Origin of the sequence: Campylobacter sp. 2018MI10 (assembly GCF_018501175.1) — a bacterium.
Classification (GTDB): Bacteria; Campylobacterota; Campylobacteria; order Campylobacterales; family Campylobacteraceae; genus Campylobacter_E.
This window is the reverse complement of sequence record NZ_JAHCZD010000024.1, coordinates 1-23,595: the sequence shown is the minus strand read 5'-3', so window position 1 is coordinate 23,595 and position 23,595 is coordinate 1. Positions and strand designations below refer to the sequence as shown.

Below are 23,595 nucleotides of genomic sequence, written 5' to 3'. Positions count from 1 at the left end.
TTTAGAGTAAGTTAATACTAAGCTGTTTATTAAGTAATTAAATTAATTAGATTTATTGATTATATAAAAGTATTTATTACACATATAAAACATAATTAGGATATGAGTTTTTAGTGTTGGGGGGGGGTCGATTAAGTTTTATATATGTTTAAAATATTTAAATAATAAAACTATATAAACTAATTTTATACCTTTACAGGATAAATAATGTTTTTAAAAGCTTTTTTAATGAAATAAATAAGCTGTGGATAATATAGATTTAATGATGTTGGGTAGTGGGTTTGATAAAGATTTATAAGAACAATTTTAAAAGTCCTTGAAAACTCAAATTCTTATGAAGACGCTATGAATAAGCTACTTAGTCAAGGCATAAAACAAGACAAGCTAGAAAACATAATGGCTTAAGTTTTAACGAATATTAGTTTAAAAGGCTTAAGCGATGAATGATTTAAGCAATATTTTTAAACTAAGTCCTTTAGACGCAATTAAATACTTTAATGATAAATTACCTAAAGATTATGATTTAGATAAACTTCGCTTTAGTGCTTATAATAGAACATTCTTAATTAATGGGATAAATGAAATTGAAACACTTAAAAGAATACATAGCATACTTAAAAAAGGCTTATTTAAATGGCATGAGCTTTTAAGATTGCGTAAAAGAGCTTAAAAACGCTAGTGGCTTACATAAAAATCATTTAAGAGTTGTCTTTAATCAAAACCTAAGACAAGTTTATAATTTAGCAAGATTTAAAAAAAAACAACTAATTAGCGATAAGCCTTACTTAAGATATGTAGCAATTATGGATAATAGAACTAGAGATAGTCATAAAGCCTTTCACGGACTTATTTTACCTAAGGAGCATTATTGTTGGCGTAACAATTATCCACCGAATAGCTGGGGTTGTAGGTGTAAAACACAGGTTTTAAGTAAAGATGAAGCTAAAGATAATGAAGCTATAAATTTTTATAAAATATATTATTTTATAAATATTTCTATTTTAAAAACAATACAAGCTAGTTTAAAGGTGAAATTTTATTTTTAGTGTATTATTAATTTATAATTTACAAAAACAAATAGGAAAGTTTATGAAAAAATTATTTTTTATATTTTTATGTTTTACGATTTTAAATGCTGATATAAAAAGCTTAAAAGATAGCTGTTATGATGGAGATTTTGAAGCTTGCGGGACTTTAGCTTTAATGTATGCTAAAGGTGATGGTGTGAGTATGGATAAAAAAACAGCAGCATTTTTTTATGCACAAGCTTATAATATTTTATCCGAAGAGCCTAAAAGTGAGTCTAATTTTCATAAACAAAACGCAGCTAATTTATCAATAATAATTTCTGATATTTCTGCTTTTTATGTAGCACAAGGTAGATTTGCTAAGATTAGCGATATGACTTATGCACCTATAAATCCTGATGGAGAGTTTTTAATAAATGGTATTGCTTGTATAAAAGTAAGTGCTAAAAATAGTATTTTGCGTATTAAAAATATAAATGCAAATGATAAAAATTGTAAAGAATTTTTCACAAGTGATGAAGCAAAAAAGCTGCTAGATAAAGATTTAAACGAGGTTAGCGAGATTGAATATGACTTTAGTGATAATAAAATCTTATTTTAAGAATTATTATAAAAATTATGATTTAGATTTTTACTCTTTAAAAATCAAATTCCTGATTGAAATTCTAGAGCATTAAAAGTATTTAAAAGCTAAGTTTAGCTTAATTTTATTGTTAAAATAAATTAGACACTAAAATGTTTGAAATTCCTTAATATGTTTTAAGGTAAAATTTTAATTTTTAAGAGTTTAAGTTATTGCATTTTATTAATGAAGCTTGGAATTTATCCTTAAAATAAATTCCAATAAATCTTAAATTGTAATAACTAAAATTAGCGTTCCATATACCAAGTATTGTTTATCTTTATAAGGTTCATTTCTTTAGAAAAACTTTCACCATTATTAAATGTTACTTTATATCTAACTCCAGCTGAGCCTCCTAACTCATAGTCTAAGCTTGTTTCTATTGATTTAACACTACCCATTTTTTTTAATGCCCTTTGCTTTATAAGACATTTTTTCTAATAAAATTTTTTCATCTTCTGATTTAAAATTAAAACATTTAACAGCTTGCTTATCTCCTTCAATCATTAACTTCAAACATTTTTTAACTATAATATCTGGAGTATCATCAGCTTTAGGAGTATCACTCCCACAAGCAACTAACATAGATGTAAATATTGCAAAACTTAATAATTTTTTCATTTAATCTCCTTTTGATTTGGTTTAAAGCCTAATGTTTTGCTTAATGCTTTTTGTAAAATCAGTATAATACCCCCCCCACCATTCTTAATCTTTACTTAATTTGTATTTGAATTTATTTTTTATAATTTGAAAGGTTGTAGTAGAATTAGGTTTGCAATTTAAAATCTAATTTGCATATATTATAAGTATTTTAGAGTTTTTAATAATGTTCTAGCTTAGCTACTCATTTTTATTGCTTATTAATTAAAAAATTATTTAATTTAAAATATTTTATTTATACTACAAATAAGTTGTGTTGATAAAATTGATTTTATAGCCTATATAAAAGCTATATTTTACTATTTATATTTTTAAGGAATTTGAATTAATTTTTATTTTGCCAAGATATTGGCGTATTTAAAGAATTTTTTAAATAATGTTTTTACAATTTAATTTTTAAATTAATGAAAACACAATTTAATTATTTTATTTATTTTAATAACGCTATTTTATTAATATTTTATAATTAGTAGTATTTATTGCTTAAATTTATTAAATTAGATTGCAAAAGAATATTAATTTAAGCAAAATTTTTACTTTTTTTGTTAGACTTAAAACTTTTTAATTTATAACAAGGTTTTCATATGGATTTTCATCAATTTATTGAGCAAATTAATGGAGTTTTAGTTGCTTATGTTCTTGTATTTGCCTTAGTTGGAATAGGTCTTATTTTCACTATTTATCTAGGTTTTCCGCAGTTTCGTTATTTTAAAGAAGGCTTGAGTGCAAGTTTTGGAGATTTATTCAAAAAAGGTAAGAAAAAAAATTCCGGAATAACAGCCCTACAAGCTATGATGATTTCAATTTCAGCACAAGTTGGAACAGGTAATATCATAGGCGTTGCAACTGCTATTAATTTAGGTGGAGCAGGAGCTATATTTTGGATGTGGGCTAGTGCATTTTTGGGTATGGCTACAATTTTAGCTGAAGGTGTTTTAGCACAACGCTACAAAGTATGGCAGCACGGACATTATATCGGAGGTCCTGCGTTTTATATAAAACTTGGTCTTAAGAAAAAATTAGGTGTTAATACTTGCAATTTACTCGCTGGATTTTTCGCTATTGCAATTATTGTTGCACTTGGTTGTGCGGGTCAAATGACACAAAGCAATTCTATTTCAGGTGCAATTCATCAAGCTTTTGGAGTGGATTTGAAAATCACAGGAGCAATTACTGCAATTATCGCAGGATTTGTGGTGATTGGTGGGGTTAAAAGGATTGCTAGATTTGCTGAACTTGTAGTGCCTTTTATGGCTATATTTTATGTTTTGGTTGCAGTTTATATTTTAATAGCATTTCACGAAAATATAGGCAATGTATTTTCTATGATTTTTAAACAAGCTTTTGGACTTGAAGCAGTAGCTGGTGGAGCTGTTGGAATTGGTATTAAAGAAGCTATTAGATATGGGGTTGCAAGGGGACTTTTTGCAAACGAAGCAGGTATGGGAAGCACACCACACGCACACGCAAGTGCAACTACTAAAAACTCTGTTTCTCAAGGTTTTGTGGCAATGCTTGCAGTATTTATTGATACAGCATTTATTTGCACAGCAACTGCTCTTATAATCTTACTTAGCGGAGCTGATTTAAGTCTTAGCGGTATTGAGCTAACTACTTCGGCATTTAGCATTGCTTTTGGTAGTATTGGTGTGAAATTACTTGCAATTTGTCTTGTGTTTTTTGCATTTACAACCATTATTGGCTGGTATTATTTCGCTCAAATTAATGTGCAATATTTATTCTCAAATAAAGCTTTACCTATATTTAAAATAGTGTTTGTTTTATGTATTTTTATAGGTGCTATGCTAAAGCTTGATTTGGTTTGGAGTATTTCTGATTTATGTAATACTTTAATGGTATTACCTAATGTTTTAGCGTTATTTTTATTAGCTCCAGTAGTTAAAAAAGAATTATTAAAATTTAACGAAAGTAAGAAAAAATAAGTTTTATTCCTATTTCAAATTCTAGAATTTGAAATAGGATTTTTTTATTTTATTTGAGTAAAATTCATACCATTTATTTTTATTTCTACATTATCATTAAAGTCTTTAGGTAATTGATTTTCACTTTCTTCTATAGCTTTTAACATATTATATTTGTTTTTAACTTTTAAACTTTGCTCAAATTTGTGTGGTGTATTAGCAAAAAAACTATCAACAATTGGTCTAAATTGTTCAGGGACTTTATCAATATTTTGCATTACATATTCTTTGATAGCTTTTAAGTTATTGTTAATATTTATTTTGCTTTCAATTGAATTAATTAATAAAGATTCTGCAAATTCTTTATTATCCATATCGTATTTATCAAGTGTATCTACATTATCAATCTTATAATTATCAATATTATAAGTAATATTTAATTTATCACATATTTCAAAGAATTTATCTAATACATCTAAATCTATTGCAAAAGCTAATTCATTTTTATTATGCTTGCCGATTAATTTAAATTCAACCTTAACATTTCCATTATTTGCCACATCTTTTGTTTTAGTAATTGTGTTGATAGAATATTCATCTTTTGCTAGTTCTGGAAGTATTCCTAATTTATTATCAGAAATAGCCAACATACTAGCAAATCCTACAGCTATTTCACCTAGTTTAATTGATTTTATTTCGCTTTTATAAAAACTTTCTTTAGGAGTATTAGTTGCTAATTCTTTTATGCTAACACTTCCTTTTTTATCTCCAGTATAAAATCCATTTGTTTCAATTTTTATTTCTTCAACACTTAAAACTTTTTGATTATTTATAATAACATCAATACCTTTGCTCTTACATTCTGCATAATCACCTTTATTTTCACATTTGTAATCACTAATATTTACATTAGATGGAATTTCAAACATAGCAGTTAGAACTTTTAATTTTTCAATTTCGTTTTTAATAGAATTATTTAATGAAGTTTCAAAATTTTTAACTTGCTCATCACTGATTTTGTTTCCACAACCTATAAACATAATAGCTACTGCACTAAGTGCTAATAATGATTTTTTCATATTTCTCCTTTTTTTATAAATTTGTTAAGAATATCAATTTATAGTTAAATAATACTAGTGAAAATGAAAAATATTTTTAATTTAAATAATAAAAATTATTAAGTAATAAAAATTAATTAATCTATTTTTGTTATAATGCAATACAAATTCAATTAAAGGAGACAGAATGTCATTAGAAAAACAATTATTACAATTACAAGCTGATGCACACGCATTATTTTTAAAGTTTCATAACTACCATTGGAATGTAAAAGGATTACAATTCTTTGCACTTCATTCATATACTGAAGAAGCATATGAAAAAATGGCTGAAATGTTTGATGATTGTGCTGAAAGATTATTACAATTAGGACATAAAGCTATAGTTTGCCCAAAAGAATTAATGGAAACTTCAAAAGCTCCAAGAACTGATAAAACTTGCTTTGAAGCTACTGAATTAGTTGGACTTATATTAGCTGATTATGAATACTTATTAGCTGAGTTTAAAAAGTTAAATAAATTTGCTGAAGAAGCAGGAGATACAACTACTGCAGCTTATGCTCAAGAGCAAATTGCTAGTTATGAAAAATCAATTTGGATGCTAAAAAATACAGGTGCAACAAGTTGTTGTGTAAAATAATTTAAAGGCTTGATTATCAAGCCTTTTATTTTATAATATCTGCTGACATTTTCCATAAATTATCAATTTTTACCATTTTTCTCTTTTCATTTTTAACAAAACCATTATTAAATTTAGTAATAATTTGCACTTCAGCACTATTATTAGAACTATTTAATATATCTACTTTAATTTCTGCAATTCCACCATAATTATTAAATAATTTAGGTAATACATTTTCAAAATTAATACTTAATTGTCTTTGAAATTCATTTTCATAATAAAAACATTTATCAAAAACAGCTTCACTTGGTTGATTTGAAAGTTCGTTTAAGCAATTTTTGACACTTTTTTGTATATCTTCGTTTTTACAAGCACTTAAAAATAATAGGCTAACAATCATCATATATTTTTTCATTTTATATCCTTATAATTTATTTAAAATTAATCTTAAATCTATCAATTCTTTTTCTAATTCTTCTAATTCATCTGTGCTAAGTTCTAAATAAAATACAACATTTGCTCCAAAATCTTTAGAATAAATGATATTTAGTTTATCTAAAATATAACTTAATTTATTTATTTGGCTATATTCAAGTTCTATATAATATGATTCTTTTTTTATATAATTAGAAAGTAGATTTAGCTCATTAGCTTTTGAAATTCCTAAATTAACTGCGTTTGAATATGCTCTTACAAGCCCGCCAACTCCTAATAATGTTCCACCAAAATATCTTACTATATAACAAGCTGCATTTATAATATTAGCTCCCCTTAATACATTAAGAGCAGGTGCTCCACTACTTCCTTTAGGCTCTCCATCATCACTTTGATTTTCTACAATTTGCCCAAATTCATTTAATACTCTACTAGCATAGACTACATGAACGCATTTAAAATGCTCGGCTCTTAATTCTTCTTGTCTAGTGCGAACATTTTCGTTAATATTAAGTGGTTCAAAATAGCATAAGAATTTAGAACCCTTTACTTCAAAACTATCAAAACAAGGTGATTTTAAAACTTTCATTTGCTAATATTAGCGTTTTTTATTAAAGGATTAATATGAAAATAATTTTTAGTTTTATATTATTTATATTTTTAGGATGTAGTTCTTTAATAAGTGGTGTGGCTTCTGTCGCAACTTCTGTTGTTGTTTTTGCAATTACAATTCCTATTAAAGTTATTTATAGTGTTGGTAAATCAGCCTTAAATGCAGCTAGTTCTAATTCAAATTCAAATGATACTAAAATTGCTAAAAAAGCATTAGAGCAAAAGAATTTCAAAAAAGCTTATGAATATTATGCAAGAGCTTGTAATGATGATGAGCCTATGGTTTGTGCTTTAGGGAATTATGCTTATACAAAATGTGAATTATTAAATGATGGTTGCAAGATTAATACAATAATAAATAATAACGCTATAAAATATTTTAGTGCAAAATTATTTTTAGATGAGGCAAAAGAGCTTAGCGGGGAAAATAAAAAAGCTTATATAAATATAGCTTGTAGTTACGATAATAGTATAAGTAAAGATTGTAAGTAATCTTCCTAATAATTTAGGAAGATTAAATATTTACTTGCCTCTAATTTTATTCATTAAAGCAGTAATTAAGCCGTTTTGGTAAGCAACAGCAAGAAGTGCAATCACAACACCAACTTTTTGTAATAATGATGAGCTTTCGCCAAACATAAGAGGTCCGATTAAAGCAACAGTAGCTATTGGACTTAAGATTAATAACCCAGCACCTAAAGTAGGGTTTAGTTTAACTGAACCATGTTGAGCAAATGTCCAAGCAGCAGCTTGACCTGCAGTTCCTAAAACTATCATCCATAACCAGTTCATTCCAGTGATAGGATCACCTAAAGCCACATTACCAAATGGACTTGTAACGCTTTCTATAGCAGCTTGTGGTAAGTGCATTGCTTTAATACCAGCAGCAGTATCAACCATAACACCTTGGTCAAATATGAAACCATTTCCTGTGATTAAGAACGCCCATACAACAGGAGCTACAAGTTGAGCAGCACTTGAGATTAAGATAGGTTGAACAACTTGTCCGTTTCCAATTCTTCCTGCTCTTCTGCTAGCGAATAAGTAAATTCCATAGCAAAATCCTGAAGTAAGACCGCAAATTGTTCCAACTGCCATAATACCAGTACCAAATACTTCTTGAGGGCCATTTGGATCAACTATACCATTTTCTAAAGCACCACCAGCTAAGATAACACCAGCAAGCATTATAGGTGCTATGAAATAATAGCTAAATGGAATTCTTTCTCTATCTGTAATAAATGCTAAAGCTGGCAACATAATTACCTGAATATTTAAAAGAATTGAAGCAATTCCTGAACCTACAAAGAATATTGAATAATTCCACGCAGTAAAGTCAATCCCTAATACAAGTCCAGCTAAAATAGATAGCCATACGCCTTTTTTGGTAAGCTTACCGATTTTTTTAGCTTCCATAATTGCAAAAGGAATAAGGCAGATAGTTCCTATCAAGCAACGCATAAAAGCACCTGTAGCTGGGTCAAAGTTAGATAATTTTTGCCAAGGTGCAGTAAAAGAAAGAAATAAAATACCGATTAAGAATATGACATAGGTCATACCTGTGGCATTTCCTCTTAAATCATTATTCATGATTTACTCCTTAAAATTATTTTTAAATGATTTTTATCTTTTTGTAAAACAAAAATACATTTTCCTATTGTAGATTGATTAAAATTAAAATAATCTTAATCTTTATAAATAATTTATTGTTTTTTTTTTTTTTTTATTTAAATTTATGCAAAATTTATACAAAATATGAAAATTATTTATAAAAATTAAATAATATATAATTATTATAAATAAATAATTAATAATAAAATTATATAAACTTTTTAAATTTTAAATAATTCAGCAATTTTTAAGCTTGATAAAACTAAACTAAAAGCCACAATTAATTTTTTTTAAAGGATTGTTATGAAAAAACCTGTCATTATAGGTGTAGGTGGTCCTGTTGGAGCTGGTAAAACTCTTTTAATAGAAAGGTTAGTAAGAGTTATGAGTAAAGATTATGAAATAGGCGTTGTAACAAATGATATTTATACAAAAGAAGATGCCTTATTTTTAGCGAAAAACAGCGTTTTACCACCAGAAAGAATTATAGGTGTAGAAACTGGTGGGTGTCCGCACACTGCGATTAGAGAAGATGCTTCAATGAATGAAGCTGCATTAAATGAATTACAAAAGAAATTTAATTTAGATTTACTTTTTTTAGAAAGTGGTGGGGATAATTTAGCTGCTACTTTTAGTCCTGATTTAGTTAATTTTAGTATTTATGTAATCGATGTGGCACAAGGTGAAAAAATCCCACGCAAAGCAGGTGCTGGAATGATTAAATCTGATTTATTTATAATTAATAAAACCGATTTAGCTCCTTATGTTGGTGCAAATCTTGATATTATGAAAAGCGATACTTTACATTTTAGAAAAAATAAAGACTTTTTCTTTACAAATCTTAAAAAAGATGAAGGTTTGTCTGATGTTATTAATTGGATTGAGAAAAATTGTCTTCTTAAAGGCTTAGAGTGAGCTTATTAAAAATAACACTTGAAAATAACCATTTAAAAGAGCATTACCAACAAGGTATGCAAAGGTTAATTCAAGTTCCAACTAGATTTGGAGAAGATAGCGAAAATGAAGATTTTTTTGCTTATCTTAGCACTTTAGGTGGTGGTTTTGTAAATCAAGATAATTACGCTCAAAGCTTTAAATTATTTAATTCTAAGGCTACTTTAAGTTCTCAATCAAATCAAAAAATATATAAAGGCACTTCTAGTTTAAAAACAAATATAGAACTTGATAATAATTCTATTTTAGTTTTTCATAATGATGCTAATATTTTTTATCAGAATTCAAATTTTTCAAGCAAAACTACTATTTTTATGAATGATAATTCAAGATTATTTTATTTAGATGGTGGATTTTTAGGTTATGCAAATTCGCAATTTAAAGCAAAATTATCTTTAAGAATATTTATCAATAATAAATTAAGCATTAATGATATATTTTATTATAACTCTAATAGTAGTTTAAATTCTCTTTATAATCATAACTATTTTTATACATTGATTATAAAAGGCGATGTGGAATTTAAAACAATTCATAATGAGAATTTAAAAGCTCATTCAAGTATTATTAATAATACTAATATTATTAGAATTTCATCAGATGATAATGATTTAGCTATGAAATATATTAATGATATTAAAAGCAATTTTTTGCATAAAGGAGGTATGAAGTTAATCTTAGCAAGACAATAAAAATATAATAATTTTATAAAACTAATTTTGTAAAGGAGAAATTATGACATTAACAAAAAAAGAGCAAGAAAAACTCTTATTAAGCTATGCAGCAGTAGTTGCTAGAAAGCGTTTAGACAATGGTCTTAAGTTAAATTGCCCTGAAGCAATTGCTATTATAAGTGATTATGTAATGGAAGGTGCAAGAGCAGGTAAGAGCGTAAGCGACCTTATGAACGAAGGTAAAAATGTTTTACGCAAAGACCAAGTTATGGAAGGTGTTGCTGATATAGTAAATGAAGTTCAAATTGAAGCTACTTTCAAAGATGGAACCAAATTAGTAACTATCCATAATCCAATTAACTAAGGAGGAATTATGAAATTAGGTGAAATAATTTATGCACAAGGTGATATAGTTTGCAACGAAGGTCGTGAAAGTATAGAAATTGAAGTTGTAAATACAGGAGATAGACCAGTTCAAGTAGGTTCTCATTATCATTTTTATGAAACAAATAAACTTTTAGAATTTGATAGAGAAAAAGCTCGTGGAAAGCGTTTAGATATTATTAGTGGAACTGCAGTTCGTTTTGAACCAGGTATGAAAAAAAGTGTTAAGTTAATTGATTTAGCAGGTAGTCGTGAAGTTTGGGGACAAAATTGCAAAATCAATGGTAAATTAGATAAATAAGGAGCAATAATGTTTAAAATAACTAGAGCAGAATACGCATCTCATTTTGGACCAACTACTGGTGATAGTATAAGATTAGCTGATACAAATCTTTTTGCTAGAGTTGAAAAAGACTATACAAAATATGGCGAAGAGTGCAAATTCGGTGGTGGAAAAACTCTTCGTGATGGTATGGGTCAAAACTCAAGATTTTTAGATAAAGATGTAGTTGATTTAGTAATTACAAATGCACTTATAATTGATTATACAGGTATTTATAAAGCAGATATAGGTATTAAAAATGGAAAAATACACGCAATTGGTAAAGGTGGAAACCCTGATATTACTGATGATATTGACTTTGTAACTGGAGTTGGCACTGAAGCACTTGCAGGAGAAGGTCTTATAGTTACAGCAGGTGGGATTGATACTCATATACATTTTATAAATCCTGAACAAGTTGATGAAGCTTTAAGCAATGGTATTACTACTTTATTTGGTGGTGGAACAGGTCCAAACGATGGTTCTAAGGCTACAACTTGCACCCCTGGTATATTTAATATAAAAAGAATGCTTCAAGGCACTGATGATTTACCTATTAATATAGGTCTTTATGCTAAAGGTCATGGTTCTAATGTAGAAGTGAATTTAGAACAACTTCGTGCAGGTGCAGCAGGACTTAAAATTCACGAAGACTGGGGAACTACAAAAAGTGCTATTGATAACGCATTAAAAGCTGCAGAGATTGCTGATGTATCAGTAGGTATTCACACAGATACATTAAATGAATATGGTTGCGTAGAAGATACAAAAGCAGCAATTAATGGTAGAACTATTCATACATTCCATACAGAAGGTGCTGGTGGCGGTCATGCTCCTGATATTATTAAATTAGCAGGCGAGCCAAATATTTTACCAGCTTCAACAAACCCAACAATGCCATTTACGGTTAATACTATTGAAGAGCATTTAGATATGTTAATGGTTTGCCATCACTTAAGCAAAAATGTTAAAGAAGATGTTGCTTTTGCTGATAGTAGAATTAGAAAAGAAACAATCGGTGCTGAAGATGTATTACACGATATGGGTGTAATCTCAATTATGAGTAGTGATTCTCAAGCTATGGGAAGAATTGGTGAAGTTGTAAGTAGAACTTGGCAAACAGCTCATAAGATGAAAATCCAGCGTGGAGCATTAGGTAATGATAGTGAATATTCTGATAATGAGCGTATTAAAAGATATATTGCAAAATACACAATAAATCCAGCAATAGCAGCAGGAATTTCTACTTATGTAGGTAGTGTTGAAGTTGGTAAAATCGCTGATTTAGTATTATGGGATCCAAAATCATTTGGAACTAAACCTAAATTAATAATTAAAGGTGGATTTTGCTTACATTCAGTAATGGGAGATAGCAACGCATCAATTCCAACTCCACAACCAGTAATGCATAGAAAAATGTTTGGTGCTTTAGGTGTCGCATTACACGAAACTTGCTATAGTTTTATGTGCAAAATGGCAGTAGATGCAAATGTTGCTAAAGAATACGGAATTAAAAAACAAGTATTACCAATACAAGGTGCAGCTAGTGCTAAAAAATCTGATATGAAATTAAACAACGCAACTCCAAAAATTGAAGTTGACCCACAAACTTATGTAGTAACGGTTGATGGAGAAGTTGCATATAGCGAACCAGCTACAGAATTACCGCTAACTCAAAGATATTATTTATTTTAGGAGAAAAAATGATAGTAAAAACCATACTAGGCAATATAAAAGATTATGATACTAAAGGCAAAATGATAGATAATGTAAAAGTTTCGCCTGATGATAGATTAAAACACATACTTCGCTTAACAAGTGATAGTGGAGTAGAAATTGGCATAAGCCTAGATAATGGTCATTTTCATAATGGCGATGTTTTAGGCGAAGATGATAAGAGAGTTTTTGTAATAGAATGTTTGCCACAGAGTGTAATTTTGATTAAGCCAAAAGATATGATGCAAATGGGTTTTGTAGCTCATTCAATAGGCAATAGACATATGCCTGCTGTTTTTGAAGATGGTTTTATGATAGTTGAAGATGATTATTTAATAATTGAGTGGCTAGAAGAAAATCAAGTAAGCTATGAAAAAACGCAAAAAGTTTTGCGTCATGCTTTAAAACACGCGAGTCATCATCACTAATGTTAGGGCAGTTTTTATTTGATAGTGCCTTTGCAAATGGTGCTTATTCGCATAGTTTTGGTTTAGAAAGCTATATTTCTTGGGGCGTTGTAAAAGACGCTTCAAGCTTTCAAAAATGGTTAGAAAGTTATATGCTAGATGTATTTGCTACTAGCGATGGTGCTATTTATGCTATTGCTTGTGGTTTAAAGGGTAAAAAATTAAGTTTATTAAAATTAGCAAAAGTAGCTAATTCATCAATGGCTAGTGCTGAATGCAAGGCTGCAGGTATTAGTATGGCAAGAGCTACTTTAAAAAATACAGAATTTATGCACGATGAATATGCAAGTTGGTATTATAAGGCTTGTGAGAACGATGAATTTTGCAATCCTGCTATTGCTTTTAGTGTTTTGGGGCAAAATATGGCTGTTGAATACGCATATTCAAGTATAAAAACACTAACTCAAAATGCAACTCGTGCTATACCATTATCTTATAAAAAATCAAGCGAGTTATTACATATTAATTTAGATTTAGCTAAACGCTCTGCTGATAAATCAATGCAAATTGCTAAAAGTTTTATAGAAAAAGGATTTTTTAGTTTGCAATTATTAGATGAAAATGATTTAAATAAATATCATTTGTTTTCTACTCATCATGAATTAGATTTAGGAATGTTAGCTCACGAAAAACTTGATTTTAGATTGTTTATGAGTTAAATCATTAGAATTTGAAAATATAAAAAAAGGTAATAAATTAATAATTTATACCTTTTTTAATCTATTAAAATAATTTTTGTAATTCTTCTTCGCTTAGTTTCTTAGAATTATATTTGATTAAATAAATATCATCTTTTTTATTAATATCTATAACAAATTCGCTTTCTTTTAAAGGAGCTTTATTAGATTTATAAGTCTTAAAATCATTAGGATTATCCATAGTTTTTAGGATAAAAAACCAAATAGCACAAACAAAAGCAATCAGCATTAAAAACTCATTTTCCAAATCAGCGTGCATAAAAATCCCGCATAAAAACGCTCCTAAAAACGAGCCAAAATATCCGCAAGAATTTGAAAATCCTAATACTAAACCTTTTTGTCTAGCTTTGCAAATCTTAGAAATTGAGCTTTGCATAATAGGCTCGTGCAGACAAAATGCAATAAAATATAAAACAACAGCTAAGAAAAATAAATAATAACTAGAGCTTAAAAATATTAAATATGATAGGAAAAATAATGCAACTCCGCTTAATAATATAGTCTTACTTTTGCCTTTTGACTCGCCAATAACTCCACCAACTCCCATAGCCAAAAAGCCAAAAAACATAGCCACGCTATAAATAATCCATAAATTATCACTATTTTTATGAAAAATATTTACATAAGCTAAAGGAATTAGCATAAAGGTGCTTGAGCTTAGCATTTTTTGTAAAAAGCAAGTTAGATAAAGTTTGTTTAGATTTGCACTTATGAATGCTTCTTTAAAAGGGATTTTTTCTTGTTTTATAATTTCTTTTTCTTTAGGTAAAAAGGCTAATAATACAATACACAAAACGCTTAAAATCGCACTTATATAAAATAAAGCCCCAAGCCCTAAAAAACTAGCAATAACAGAACCCAAAATAATAGCTACAACAAAGCTAAGTCCAATAGCTCCACCCATTAATGCCATTGCTTTTGCTCTATCTTTTTCGCTAGTTAAATCAGCAATCATAGCAGTAGCAACCCCGCCAATTGCTCCCATACCTTGTAAAACCCTACCAACAAGCATTGTATAAATATCACTTGCACTTGCACAAATTAAACAACCTATTATAAAGATTATTAGTCCCATAAGCATAGTCTTTTTACGACCGATTTTATCACTTAATGCTCCAAAAGGCACACTAAAAATCATTTGAAAAATTGCGTAAATTCCAACAATAAGTCCAGCCAATACATCATTAGCTCCGTTTAACTTATGCGAATACAAGCTAATCACAGGTAAAACAATAAAAAGCCCAAAAAATCTTGAAGCAATAATAAAACTTAAAATCAAGGTATTTTTATTCATAATCTATCCTTTTTGATAAAAGATTATTTTACTCCTAAATTTATTTACCACTAATTTAACTAGAAGAATTTTCATATTTTAAATTCTAAAAATCTTCAAATTTTTCTTATAATTTACAAAAAATTTATGCTAAACTAAGAAAAATTTTATATATCTTGGGAGCTTTATTTGAAAATTATTGTATTACTTTTATTTAATTTGCTAATTTTTGCAGATGAATTAAAGTTCGGTATTGTATATGCTTATCAAGATAAAAATTATTCTAAACAAATAAATGATTGTTTATTAAATCCATCTTTAGGTAATGTTAATGGTTATAATGGATTTTTAGGAGATTATTTAAAATTATGTTCTAGCTTAGGAATAAAAACAGAAAATAAAAATGATAAAATTGTATATTGTCTAAATAACGATAAAAAGCTCAACGGGGGGGGGGTATTTAGATATAATCAATGCTAAAGCAAATCCAAATACATTAGAATTTTATTCATCAAGTGCTGATGATAATTCTTATAAGAGCTTAATTAATTCTAATCAAGATAGTTTTTCATTTATAGTAGAAAATAAAAATAATATTAAAACATATATAGAAGAGCTTTATAAATTGTATTCAGTGGATACTACCGGTAGAATTAAAATAGAATATAAAAAGACTTTAAATGATGCTGTTTATTATCTAATTGACCAAAGTCCTATAAAAACTACAAACAATGAAGATAATAAATTAATTAACGACTTTTATAACTACATAATAGCAAATCCAAGTGTTAATATGACTAGTGATTGGGAAGACAGATTTAAGCAAATAAGAAATATGCAAGCTAAAAATTCTCATATTTTTTATAGTGATATTTTTAAGGAAAAGGCATTTTTAAAGAATTTAAGAGCTGCATATAATGAATACTCATCATATCCTTTACCTAGACAAAACGAAGGTAAGTGCTATATTTTTGATATTTTTGCTTATGATACAAGTAATTTAGGTAAGAATGTAATTAGGTCTAGTAATTTTAAATATTCTCATCAAAATAGTAAGTATTATTCAAGTGATTTGATTACAAATTATAGTATTCATAAAAGCTCTCTTGTTAGAAAGGGTATATATGAATCAACATTCGCAGGAGAAGAAGTTAAATTTAGTATTAATTTAAGAGCTTTAAATGCGATAGCTAAAGGCGAAATAAAATTAAGTTTTTATCCAGACGCTAGTAATTTAGAAATTAAAAATGAAAAAATCTATTTAAAGGATAGAAATAAAGCTTTATTAAAAAGAGAAGCTGATGCTAAATATTATATGAGTGGTAGCAAACAATCAAAATGCCAATTAAATCTAGTAGAAAATACTAAAGAATTGGTTTTTAATTTAGGCAATTGTTTAATTAATCAAAAAAATATTGAAATCACAGAAAGAATTAGGGGTTTTGAAAGACCTATATTTCAAGAAAGTGGTAAAAGTATAATCAAAGGTTCTGTTGGTATTCCTTTAGTAAATGATTATCAAAATATATATACTTTATATACCAATAATAATGAAAAAGTAATTATAAATAATGCTAAAAACTCTAATGCAAAAAAGGCAAAATTAGTAAATACTATGCTAGAAAATGAAGAATATTTCATAGGGCTTAGCAATAAATATTCAAATATTAGTAGAGTTTATATTGACTTTTTGCCTAATTCTAATTTTGAAATTCTTAATATCTATAATGCAAATTCTAAAATAGATAAAATCACTGAAGGTGCGTGTGCTGGTAAGTATTTATTAAATGATGAATTAATCCTTAGGATAAAGACAAATCAAGCAATCAAACAAACAAATATTAAATATAATCAGTATTTTGAAAAGACTAATCAAAACAATGAATTAGTATGCGAACAAATGATAAATGATAATTATAACTATACTTTTGCTAGCAATGATTTTGCTATTAGACCTAAAGAATTTAGTTTAGGCATTTCATCGTTAAATCAAGAAGCATTTCAAAATACTTTAAATAGTTTTGTATCAAGAGAATTGAAAAATTATTCAAATCTAGCAATTGGAATAGCTAATTTAGTGATTAGTTATGATAATACTACTAAAAAATTTGCCTTATTAAATAATGAAAATAATAAAATTACAATTTTTGCTAACGACAATCGTGTAAGAAATAAAGAAAAATATGGAGTAGCTTTTATAAATAATGGTAAGTTTGATTTAAATATTAATTTTCCTTTAGCTACTGATGGTTTAATAGAATTAGCAGAAACTAATTTTACAAAACACGACCAAGAATTAGATATTTGTATTCAAGATGAATTTGATTTAGATAGTGCAAATACTTTAAAAAATGGAAAAATTTCTTGTTTTATACCTATTAAAAAAGCCTTAAATATTGAGTTTTTATCACAAACAAAGGCTATTAAAAACGAATATATAACTTGCAAAAAAGATATGCAAAAATGCAAACTTAATCAAGACAATTCAATAGGTATTAAAAATATAGCTTATGATAAACTTATGCTAGGAGATAATGCGGGCTTGGTTTATAATCTTTATTTGTTAAGTTCAAATTCTAATAACAAATTTGTTCCAACAAAGTTTAAAAATGATATAAATTTAATGATAGATGTAGGCAATTTAAATGGTTTAGTAGTAAATGAAGGCAATTTAAAAACCTTACATATTAGCAAAAACGATTTAAATCAAGCATTTAAATTGGCTTTTAATAATTTAGGAGAAAATACAAGATTATCTAATCTAAACGAATACTCGCAAGATGAGGCAAGCTATAAAAATACTACGCAATTTACTTTCAAAAAGGATAAGCCAAGACCTTTACAAAAGGTTACAATCAGTGTCTATGTAGATGGTAAAGATGAGTTTAATATAACTTATAATAATGTTTATGATATAGCTTATACAGGCTTAATGTTTAAAGATATTAATACTACTAATCAAGCTTTAGAATTTAAAAAAGATTATGATTTTGGGTATTATGATGAGGTAGATGGGAAATTAAGTTTTATTAAAGATAATATTATTTTAGATGATTTATTGTCTAAAATTGACTTTATACCAACCTATAACAGCACTCAATTTATTAATAATAGTTTTCATAATATTTCAAATTCTTCATACACAAAAGATACTATAAAATTTGTTCCTAAAGCAGGGTTTGAATATCTTTCAAATACTAAAAATACCTTTACAATAGAGTTTAAATAATCTTAAGCCCTTTAATATGGGGCTTATTTTTCTACGCAAAATAAAGCCCAGCTTAATTCTTGTTTTATTAAATCTTTATCGTTTTCATATAGATTTTTTAGTTTTTCAATTTGAATATCATTTAGTTTTTTGTAAGAAAACTCAACGCTTTTTTGTAAATCTTCATAAGTTTTATAATAATTTTGATTTTTTATAGTGATTTTATTTAAAGTGAAAAAATACCCAAGCTCATTTAAAATATTTGCAGCGTAAATATAATTAGGCGTTGCAATTATGTCTAAATCAAGGGCATTTATGATTTTTTCGTGTATGTAAGAATTGTCAATTTTATATGTAAAATATAGCCTTTTTTTAGTGCAGTTTAAAAGAATTTGCAATGCTTTTGCTAGGTCATTAACATCTAAACACCTACTAGCAAACACCAAATCCCAACTACCATCTAAATCATCATAAGAGCCTTGAATTATCCTTGCATTAGGGCAATTTATCTTAGCAAACTCAAGCATTTTAGGAGAAAAATCACATAAAGTAATATTATTTATTAAAGAGTGCTTAGCTAAAAAAGCACTCCCACAAGCAAAATCAAGCAAACTATCACACCCACTAAAATCAACTTGCTTTAAAAATTCTCTCACATAAGCTTCGTGTTTTGCGTAATCATTAAAACTTTGAGCTTTTTTATCCCACTCACTTGCGTCCTTACTCTTAAAATCACTCAAATTCTTTTGCTCAATATAAAGATTTTTAAATGATATTTTAGAAAGATTGTTTGCTTTTAGCATAAATTCTCCTTAAAAACTTGGAATTAATATATCTTTAAACTTAGTATTTAAAAACTCTCTCATTTTTTCACTTCTCATAGCCTTAAGCAAAGCTTTAGTTTTAGGGCTATTCAAATCATTGGCTCTAACAGCTAAAACGCTAGCATAATCACTATCGCTACTTTCGTGCAATATAGAATCCTTAATAGGATTTAGTCCTGCTAGTAGGGCGTAATTTGTATTAATTATCGCCAAATCACATTCATTAAGTGTTCTTGTTAGTTGTGGAGCTTCTATTTCTTTTATTGTAAGTTTTAATGGATTATCTTTAATATCTAATACTGATTTTGTGCTAGATTTTGTATCTTCATTAAAGCTTATTATATTATTTAAGGCTAGTAAATCTAAAGCTCTAGCACCATTGATAGGGTCGCTTGGTATATAAACTAAGGCATTTTTAGGTAAATCTTTAATATCTTTAATAGTATTTGAATACGCTGCCATTGGACCTAGAAATATTTTTCCTGCACTAACTAGATTTGTCCCTCTTTCTTCGTTAAAGCTTTCTAAAAATTGTCTAATTTGAGTAAAATTCGCATCTAATTCTTTATCATTTAGAGCATAATTTGGGACTATGTAATTATCAAATTCTATGATTTCTAGTTTGTATCCTTGATTTTCAACCAAGTCTTTTACATTTTCTAAAATCATAGCAGTTGGATATGGAGTTACTCCGATTTTGATTAATTTTTCATCAGCATTTAAGCTTAATAAACATAAAAATATTAATAATTTCTTCATTTGTTTTCCTAAAAAATGTAATTAATATTGATATGTTAAATTAAATTATTAACAAATTAAGTATTTATAATATTTTTAATATTAAGTTTTATTTAATATTTTTTTATTTATTATAATATCTTATTTTATTTGTAAAAAGGAGATTTAATGTTTAAAAAAGCATTACAAGTATTAGTATTAGCAGTTTTAGTTAATTTTAATTTAAATGCAGATGATTTTTTATCTAGTATTACAAATGGTGCAGTAAGCGATAAATCACTTGGTGTAAAAGTATTAAATACTGAGGACATGAATAAGATTGTTGGCGGATATTATTATTTTAGAGAAGCTTACCCGTTAAATTCAGGTATCCCTGTTACGCGTTCATATATTGTTGCTGAATTAGTTAATATAAATGGTGGAATATATGCAGATTATGATAAACCATCTTCATATTTTAATTTACCAGAAAATGAAATATTAGTATTACAAGATAGATTTACGAATAGATATAATGGGGTATATTTATTGGCTATTAATATGGACACTTTACAAGGTCGTTTGTTGGAACCAACTTATAAGTATCAAGAAATAGTAAATGACTATATTAATAGAATTGGAATTTTTTAATTTATTTTTTAATTTTTGGAATAATTTTTGCTTTCCTTTTAATACATTAAATTAAAAGGAAATCAAATGAGAATAGAAAGTATTTCAATTTTTGATGAAGCCAAACTTCAAAAAGCTCAAAAGGCTGCAGGTGTATCATTTTCATCTATTTTTGCAAGTGAATTTGCAAGGGTAAATCCTAAGCTAGAAACTCAAGCACAGTATTCGCTAGATAAAGACATAATAGACGCTTCAAATATCTTTATAGATAGGTTTAATAATTCAAGATTTAAGGTATTTGATAATACTCACGATTTAACTAAGTTAAATTCTAATATATCTTGGCAAGGAGATTTAACAAAAGCTAAGATTTACAATGCTACCGAGTTTGGTTATAGCGTTGATAGTAGTGGCTTTTTAGGAGCTGATTTTAACAAAGCTGCAGGCTTGCCAAATGATTTTAAAATCCATTCAAGCACACTAAAAGAAATCTCAAGACAAAATAACCTAATGACTATGCCACAAGTTGGTATTTTTAATAATATTTATGAAAATATTGATTACGCAGACACTATCAAACACCAGTTTAGATTATACGAGCAAATTGTAGGAAATGTAGCCGAGTTTAGCAAAGATGATATTGCTAATATGCCAAATTATGTTGATTTGGTTGGACTTAAAATCAATAATGGTTATACATTTGATTATTCACACGCAAATGTTGGCAATAAGTATTATGAGAATAAGGAAAATGCTTTACAAATAGGCTTTAAGTTTGATTATGATTTAAGCGTAAATAATAGCAGAAAGCTTAATTTTGATTTAAGTCCTTATATAAAAGATGGCGAGATTTCTAATGCAGGATTATTTGTAAGTTTTCTAGGTGGCACACAAGGGCTTAAGGTAAGCGATAGTGGGGCAACTAAGATTAAAGATGAATATAAAGAAAGAATGATTATAGAAGATGCACTAAGTAAGCTTAATCCAAATGAAGGCATAGATATTTCAAAACTAGAATTATTAACAGGACTTAGCAAGGAAAAAATCCAAGATTATTTAGATAAGTTTGAAGATGAGAAAAAATTAAAAGAAAAGGTAAGAGAGTTAAGTCAGAGCCTAGCAGTAGATGCTTTATTAAACAATAATTATTCAAATGATTTTAGGGCTAATGCTAAGGATTTTTATAAAAGAGTTCAGATATAAATTAAATATCTATTAATATTTTTTTAAACCTACCGATATAGAAAAATAACGGGGGTTTAAAATGCAAATAACAAATAACAATTATATAAATTATCAAACAAATATTAAAAATCAAATTCCAACCACTCAAACTCCTAAAGATAATCTAAAAGAACAAATCGCAAATATTTTAAAAGACGCCCCACAAGATGAATGGGGCACATATGATCCAAATGCTGTGCTTAGTAAAATAGGAGCTTATGAAAAAGGCAGTAAGATTTATGAAGCCTTAGAAAACGAAATGCTAAAAGGAATAATTACTTACGAAAAAGACCCAAATGAAGAAATATTAAGCACAAAAGATTCTCTTAAAGTAAATAAGTGTGATCCTGCTTGGGTTGTATCACTTAAGCTAGAAGTTCAACCTTTGTTTAAATTTGAAAACAATTCAATATATCAAAGAGCTTTTTATCAAAATAACGATGATTCAAAAGAGCTTTTAGAATTTTTAAAAGAAAATCCCATAGACAAACTATCTTTAAGTGATAAAAAGTTTAAAAAATCATTTGAAGATAATGATAATAGATTAGAAATGTTGTTTGTAAATGAAGAAATCAGCATAGAAGACTTTAAAAAAGAATATTTAAAATTAAAAGATTTTTATGATGAGAATAAGTTAAAAGAAGAAAAAGAAGAACAAATTAAAGAAAAACCTTACGAAGCCATAGAAGTAAAAGGCACTAGCACTCGTGAAAGTATGGAAGATATTTTAAGCAAACTTGATATTCAAAATATCAAAGATGAAAGAGATTTATTAGCTATTTTAATGGCATATAAAGATAGCGAGAATTTATATGATAAAAGAATTTAAAATAAAGGAATAATTATGAAAATAAATTCTTATTCAACATATCAAATAACCAATATAAGCAAAAAAGAAACAAATAACGAGATTAAAAAAGTAGATAATAAAGCAGATGATAAAAAGGTAGGTGAAGTATTAGGATACGGAGTTGATAAAGATGGCTTTTTTACAAGTGATTTTAACAAAGCAGCAGGAATTGCTGAAGATTTTAAAATACATAGCGATACAATGCTTTCTCTTGTAGAAAAAAATAATCAAGCAAACCCGCCAATATACAAAATGCGTCACAACATAGACATAGTAAAAAGTGCAAGTAGTGCTTATAAAGTTTTAAAAGGAGTTTTAGGCGATGAGTTTTTAAACTCAAAGGATTTTTTTAGCTCTGATGAGCTTTGGAAAACTTCACATTTTTTTGAAATGGATAAAAGAAGCTTAACTATTACAAAGACTTTTGATAAATTAGAAGATTATCAAGACTATGTAAAAATGACAGATTATTGTAGGCTTGATTCAAAATATAGAGCTACTAATTATTTATCTGGCTTGTTTGAAAAAGATGATATTTTTTTTAAAAAAGAACCACCTATAAATAATTATGATGCGTGGTTAGATAGTATATGTAGTTTTATCTACGACCCACATAAAGAAAACTACCAAAACGAGCAAGGCGAGTATAGCAAAGGCGGACTTTTAGCTGCTGTTTTATATAATAATTATATTTTAGTAGAAGGTGAAAAAACTAATTATGCTAAGCAAATGGGACATGACTACAGCGACCCATTTGACCCGTATCGCACAGATGATGATTGGGGTATGATAAAGCCAAACAATACAAAACGCTATGAGATAGGTAAAGAAGATGAGTGGCAAAAGCTAATGCAAAAATTATTATATGAAATGCTAAGTGGTAAAAACCTAAAAGCTCCTAAAGATATAGATAATTACGAAACATTTGAAGAGTTTTTACAAGCAGCTTTACAATACAGCCAAAAAAATATAAGTTTATTTGATATAAAAGTTTAAATTCCTATTTCAAATTCTATTAATTTTAAAGGAATTTAAAATTATGAATTATTTAAAAATATTACGAAAAGTAACAAATATTAATAAT

27 protein-coding genes and 1 pseudogene are annotated in these 23,595 nt (G+C 27.4%); 19 read left to right on the top strand and 9 right to left on the bottom strand.

Annotation, left to right across the window (positions count from 1 at the left end; all coding sequences use genetic code 11):
• Positions 1 to 439 precede the first annotated feature (439 nt).
• From KJR01_RS09000 to KJR01_RS08990, 3 genes and pseudogenes are all read left to right on the top strand, one after another.
• A complete protein-coding gene (locus KJR01_RS09000; RefSeq protein WP_214118789.1) occupies positions 440 to 670 on the top strand; it encodes a hypothetical protein in 231 nt (76 codons plus the stop codon).
• A 46-nt stretch (positions 671 to 716) separates the two neighbouring features.
• A pseudogene (locus tag KJR01_RS08995) lies at positions 717 to 1,046 on the top strand (phage head morphogenesis protein); the annotation flags it as partial.
• A 43-nt stretch (positions 1,047 to 1,089) separates the two neighbouring features.
• Positions 1,090 to 1,629 (top strand): hypothetical protein, encoded by a 540-nt coding sequence (locus KJR01_RS08990; RefSeq protein ID WP_214118787.1) that lies wholly within the window; start codon positions 1,090 to 1,092, stop codon positions 1,627 to 1,629.
• Between the two features lie 269 nt (positions 1,630 to 1,898).
• Here KJR01_RS08990 and KJR01_RS08985 read toward each other — a convergent pair whose 3' ends face one another.
• Together KJR01_RS08985 and KJR01_RS08980 are read right to left on the bottom strand one after the other, a co-directional pair.
• On the bottom strand, positions 1,899 to 2,051 hold the full coding sequence (locus KJR01_RS08985) for a nuclear transport factor 2 family protein (protein WP_214118785.1): 153 nt from the start codon (positions 2,049 to 2,051) through the stop codon (positions 1,899 to 1,901).
• The gene (locus KJR01_RS08980) at positions 2,044 to 2,271 is read right to left on the bottom strand and encodes a hypothetical protein (protein WP_214118783.1); all 228 of its coding nucleotides are present in this window, start codon (positions 2,269 to 2,271) and stop codon (positions 2,044 to 2,046) included. Before KJR01_RS08980 ends, KJR01_RS08985 begins: the two co-directional genes overlap by 8 nt.
• 623 nt (positions 2,272 to 2,894) lie before the next feature.
• Between KJR01_RS08980 and KJR01_RS08975 the strand changes: the two genes are divergently transcribed.
• Positions 2,895 to 4,253, top strand: a complete 1,359-nt coding sequence (locus tag KJR01_RS08975) for an alanine/glycine:cation symporter family protein (protein WP_214118781.1) — start codon at positions 2,895 to 2,897, stop codon at positions 4,251 to 4,253.
• 44 nt (positions 4,254 to 4,297) lie between these two features.
• Here KJR01_RS08975 and KJR01_RS08970 read toward each other — a convergent pair whose 3' ends face one another.
• Positions 4,298 to 5,311, bottom strand: coding sequence for a JlpA-like lipoprotein (locus KJR01_RS08970; RefSeq protein WP_214118779.1), 1,014 nt, complete (start codon positions 5,309 to 5,311; stop codon positions 4,298 to 4,300).
• A 166-nt stretch (positions 5,312 to 5,477) separates the two neighbouring features.
• Here KJR01_RS08970 and KJR01_RS08965 point away from each other — a divergent pair, with 166 nt between their 5' ends.
• The gene (locus KJR01_RS08965; RefSeq protein WP_214118777.1) at positions 5,478 to 5,930 is read left to right on the top strand and encodes a Dps family protein; all 453 of its coding nucleotides are present in this window, start codon (positions 5,478 to 5,480) and stop codon (positions 5,928 to 5,930) included.
• Positions 5,931 to 5,955: 25 nt separating this feature from the next.
• Here KJR01_RS08965 and KJR01_RS08960 read toward each other — a convergent pair whose 3' ends face one another.
• Both KJR01_RS08960 and KJR01_RS08955 read right to left on the bottom strand, forming a co-directional pair.
• Positions 5,956 to 6,327, bottom strand: coding sequence for a DUF4878 domain-containing protein (locus KJR01_RS08960; RefSeq protein WP_214118775.1), 372 nt, complete (start codon positions 6,325 to 6,327; stop codon positions 5,956 to 5,958).
• 9 nt (positions 6,328 to 6,336) lie between these two features.
• Positions 6,337 to 6,936: a YigZ family protein gene (locus tag KJR01_RS08955; RefSeq protein ID WP_214118773.1), complete on the bottom strand. Its 600-nt coding sequence runs from the start codon at positions 6,934 to 6,936 to the stop codon at positions 6,337 to 6,339.
• Positions 6,937 to 6,971: 35 nt separating this feature from the next.
• Here KJR01_RS08955 and KJR01_RS08950 point away from each other — a divergent pair, with 35 nt between their 5' ends.
• Positions 6,972 to 7,451, top strand: coding sequence for a hypothetical protein (locus tag KJR01_RS08950; protein WP_214118771.1), 480 nt, complete (start codon positions 6,972 to 6,974; stop codon positions 7,449 to 7,451).
• Between the two features lie 30 nt (positions 7,452 to 7,481).
• Here the strand turns inward: KJR01_RS08950 and KJR01_RS08945 are convergent, their stop codons facing one another.
• Positions 7,482 to 8,549: a DMT family transporter gene (locus KJR01_RS08945; RefSeq protein WP_214118769.1), complete on the bottom strand. Its 1,068-nt coding sequence runs from the start codon at positions 8,547 to 8,549 to the stop codon at positions 7,482 to 7,484.
• A 324-nt stretch (positions 8,550 to 8,873) separates the two neighbouring features.
• Between KJR01_RS08945 and ureG the strand changes: the two genes are divergently transcribed.
• From ureG to KJR01_RS08910, 7 genes are read left to right on the top strand one after another with little or no spacing between them, the layout of a single operon-like run.
• Positions 8,874 to 9,485: an urease accessory protein UreG gene (gene ureG, locus KJR01_RS08940; protein WP_214118767.1), complete on the top strand. Its 612-nt coding sequence runs from the start codon at positions 8,874 to 8,876 to the stop codon at positions 9,483 to 9,485.
• Positions 9,482 to 10,216: an urease accessory protein UreD gene (locus tag KJR01_RS08935; protein ID WP_214118764.1), complete on the top strand. Its 735-nt coding sequence runs from the start codon at positions 9,482 to 9,484 to the stop codon at positions 10,214 to 10,216. Before ureG ends, KJR01_RS08935 begins: the two co-directional genes overlap by 4 nt.
• A 43-nt stretch (positions 10,217 to 10,259) precedes the next feature.
• Complete coding sequence (locus KJR01_RS08930; RefSeq protein WP_214118762.1) at positions 10,260 to 10,562, top strand: urease subunit gamma; 303 nt, start codon at positions 10,260 to 10,262, stop codon at positions 10,560 to 10,562.
• Between the two features lie 9 nt (positions 10,563 to 10,571).
• Positions 10,572 to 10,883 (top strand): urease subunit beta, encoded by a 312-nt coding sequence (gene ureB, locus KJR01_RS08925; protein WP_214118760.1) that lies wholly within the window; start codon positions 10,572 to 10,574, stop codon positions 10,881 to 10,883.
• A gap of 9 nt (positions 10,884 to 10,892) precedes the next feature.
• Entirely contained in the window at positions 10,893 to 12,599 is a 1,707-nt protein-coding gene (gene ureC / locus KJR01_RS08920) for an urease subunit alpha (protein ID WP_214118758.1), read from the top strand.
• A gap of 8 nt (positions 12,600 to 12,607) precedes the next feature.
• Positions 12,608 to 13,048, top strand: coding sequence for an urease accessory protein UreE (locus KJR01_RS08915; protein WP_214118756.1), 441 nt, complete (start codon positions 12,608 to 12,610; stop codon positions 13,046 to 13,048).
• A complete protein-coding gene (locus tag KJR01_RS08910; protein WP_214118754.1) occupies positions 13,048 to 13,746 on the top strand; it encodes an urease accessory protein UreF in 699 nt (232 codons plus the stop codon). Before KJR01_RS08915 ends, KJR01_RS08910 begins: the two co-directional genes overlap by 1 nt.
• 64 nt (positions 13,747 to 13,810) lie before the next feature.
• On the opposite strand, the gene KJR01_RS08905 is transcribed toward KJR01_RS08910, so the two are convergent.
• Positions 13,811 to 15,079 carry an MFS transporter gene (locus tag KJR01_RS08905; RefSeq protein WP_214118752.1) on the bottom strand — a complete coding sequence of 423 codons (1,269 nt, stop codon included), beginning with the start codon at positions 15,077 to 15,079 and terminating at the stop codon, positions 13,811 to 13,813.
• A 168-nt stretch (positions 15,080 to 15,247) separates the two neighbouring features.
• Between KJR01_RS08905 and KJR01_RS08900 the strand changes: the two genes are divergently transcribed.
• A complete protein-coding gene (locus tag KJR01_RS08900) occupies positions 15,248 to 15,538 on the top strand; it encodes a hypothetical protein (RefSeq protein ID WP_214118750.1) in 291 nt (96 codons plus the stop codon).
• A 145-nt stretch (positions 15,539 to 15,683) separates the two neighbouring features.
• Positions 15,684 to 18,287 (top strand): hypothetical protein, encoded by a 2,604-nt coding sequence (locus KJR01_RS08895; RefSeq protein WP_214118748.1) that lies wholly within the window; start codon positions 15,684 to 15,686, stop codon positions 18,285 to 18,287.
• Between the two features lie 23 nt (positions 18,288 to 18,310).
• Here KJR01_RS08895 and KJR01_RS08890 read toward each other — a convergent pair whose 3' ends face one another.
• Both KJR01_RS08890 and KJR01_RS08885 read right to left on the bottom strand, forming a co-directional pair.
• Entirely contained in the window at positions 18,311 to 19,069 is a 759-nt protein-coding gene (locus tag KJR01_RS08890; RefSeq protein WP_214118746.1) for a class I SAM-dependent methyltransferase, read from the bottom strand.
• A gap of 9 nt (positions 19,070 to 19,078) precedes the next feature.
• On the bottom strand, positions 19,079 to 19,849 hold the full coding sequence (locus KJR01_RS08885; RefSeq protein ID WP_214118744.1) for a MetQ/NlpA family ABC transporter substrate-binding protein: 771 nt from the start codon (positions 19,847 to 19,849) through the stop codon (positions 19,079 to 19,081).
• Between the two features lie 147 nt (positions 19,850 to 19,996).
• On the opposite strand from KJR01_RS08885, the gene KJR01_RS08880 reads away from it, so the two are divergent.
• The 4 genes from KJR01_RS08880 to KJR01_RS08865 all read left to right on the top strand — a co-directional run bounded on the left by KJR01_RS08880 (position 19,997) and on the right by KJR01_RS08865 (position 23,507).
• The gene (locus tag KJR01_RS08880; RefSeq protein ID WP_214118742.1) at positions 19,997 to 20,458 is read left to right on the top strand and encodes a hypothetical protein; all 462 of its coding nucleotides are present in this window, start codon (positions 19,997 to 19,999) and stop codon (positions 20,456 to 20,458) included.
• 66 nt (positions 20,459 to 20,524) lie between these two features.
• A complete protein-coding gene (locus KJR01_RS08875; protein ID WP_214118740.1) occupies positions 20,525 to 21,640 on the top strand; it encodes a Cj0814 family flagellar-dependent secreted protein in 1,116 nt (371 codons plus the stop codon).
• Positions 21,641 to 21,701: 61 nt separating this feature from the next.
• Complete coding sequence (locus KJR01_RS08870; protein ID WP_214118738.1) at positions 21,702 to 22,490, top strand: hypothetical protein; 789 nt, start codon at positions 21,702 to 21,704, stop codon at positions 22,488 to 22,490.
• A 15-nt stretch (positions 22,491 to 22,505) separates the two neighbouring features.
• Complete coding sequence (locus KJR01_RS08865) at positions 22,506 to 23,507, top strand: Cj0814 family flagellar-dependent secreted protein (RefSeq protein ID WP_214118736.1); 1,002 nt, start codon at positions 22,506 to 22,508, stop codon at positions 23,505 to 23,507.
• Positions 23,508 to 23,595: the final 88 nt, after the last annotated feature.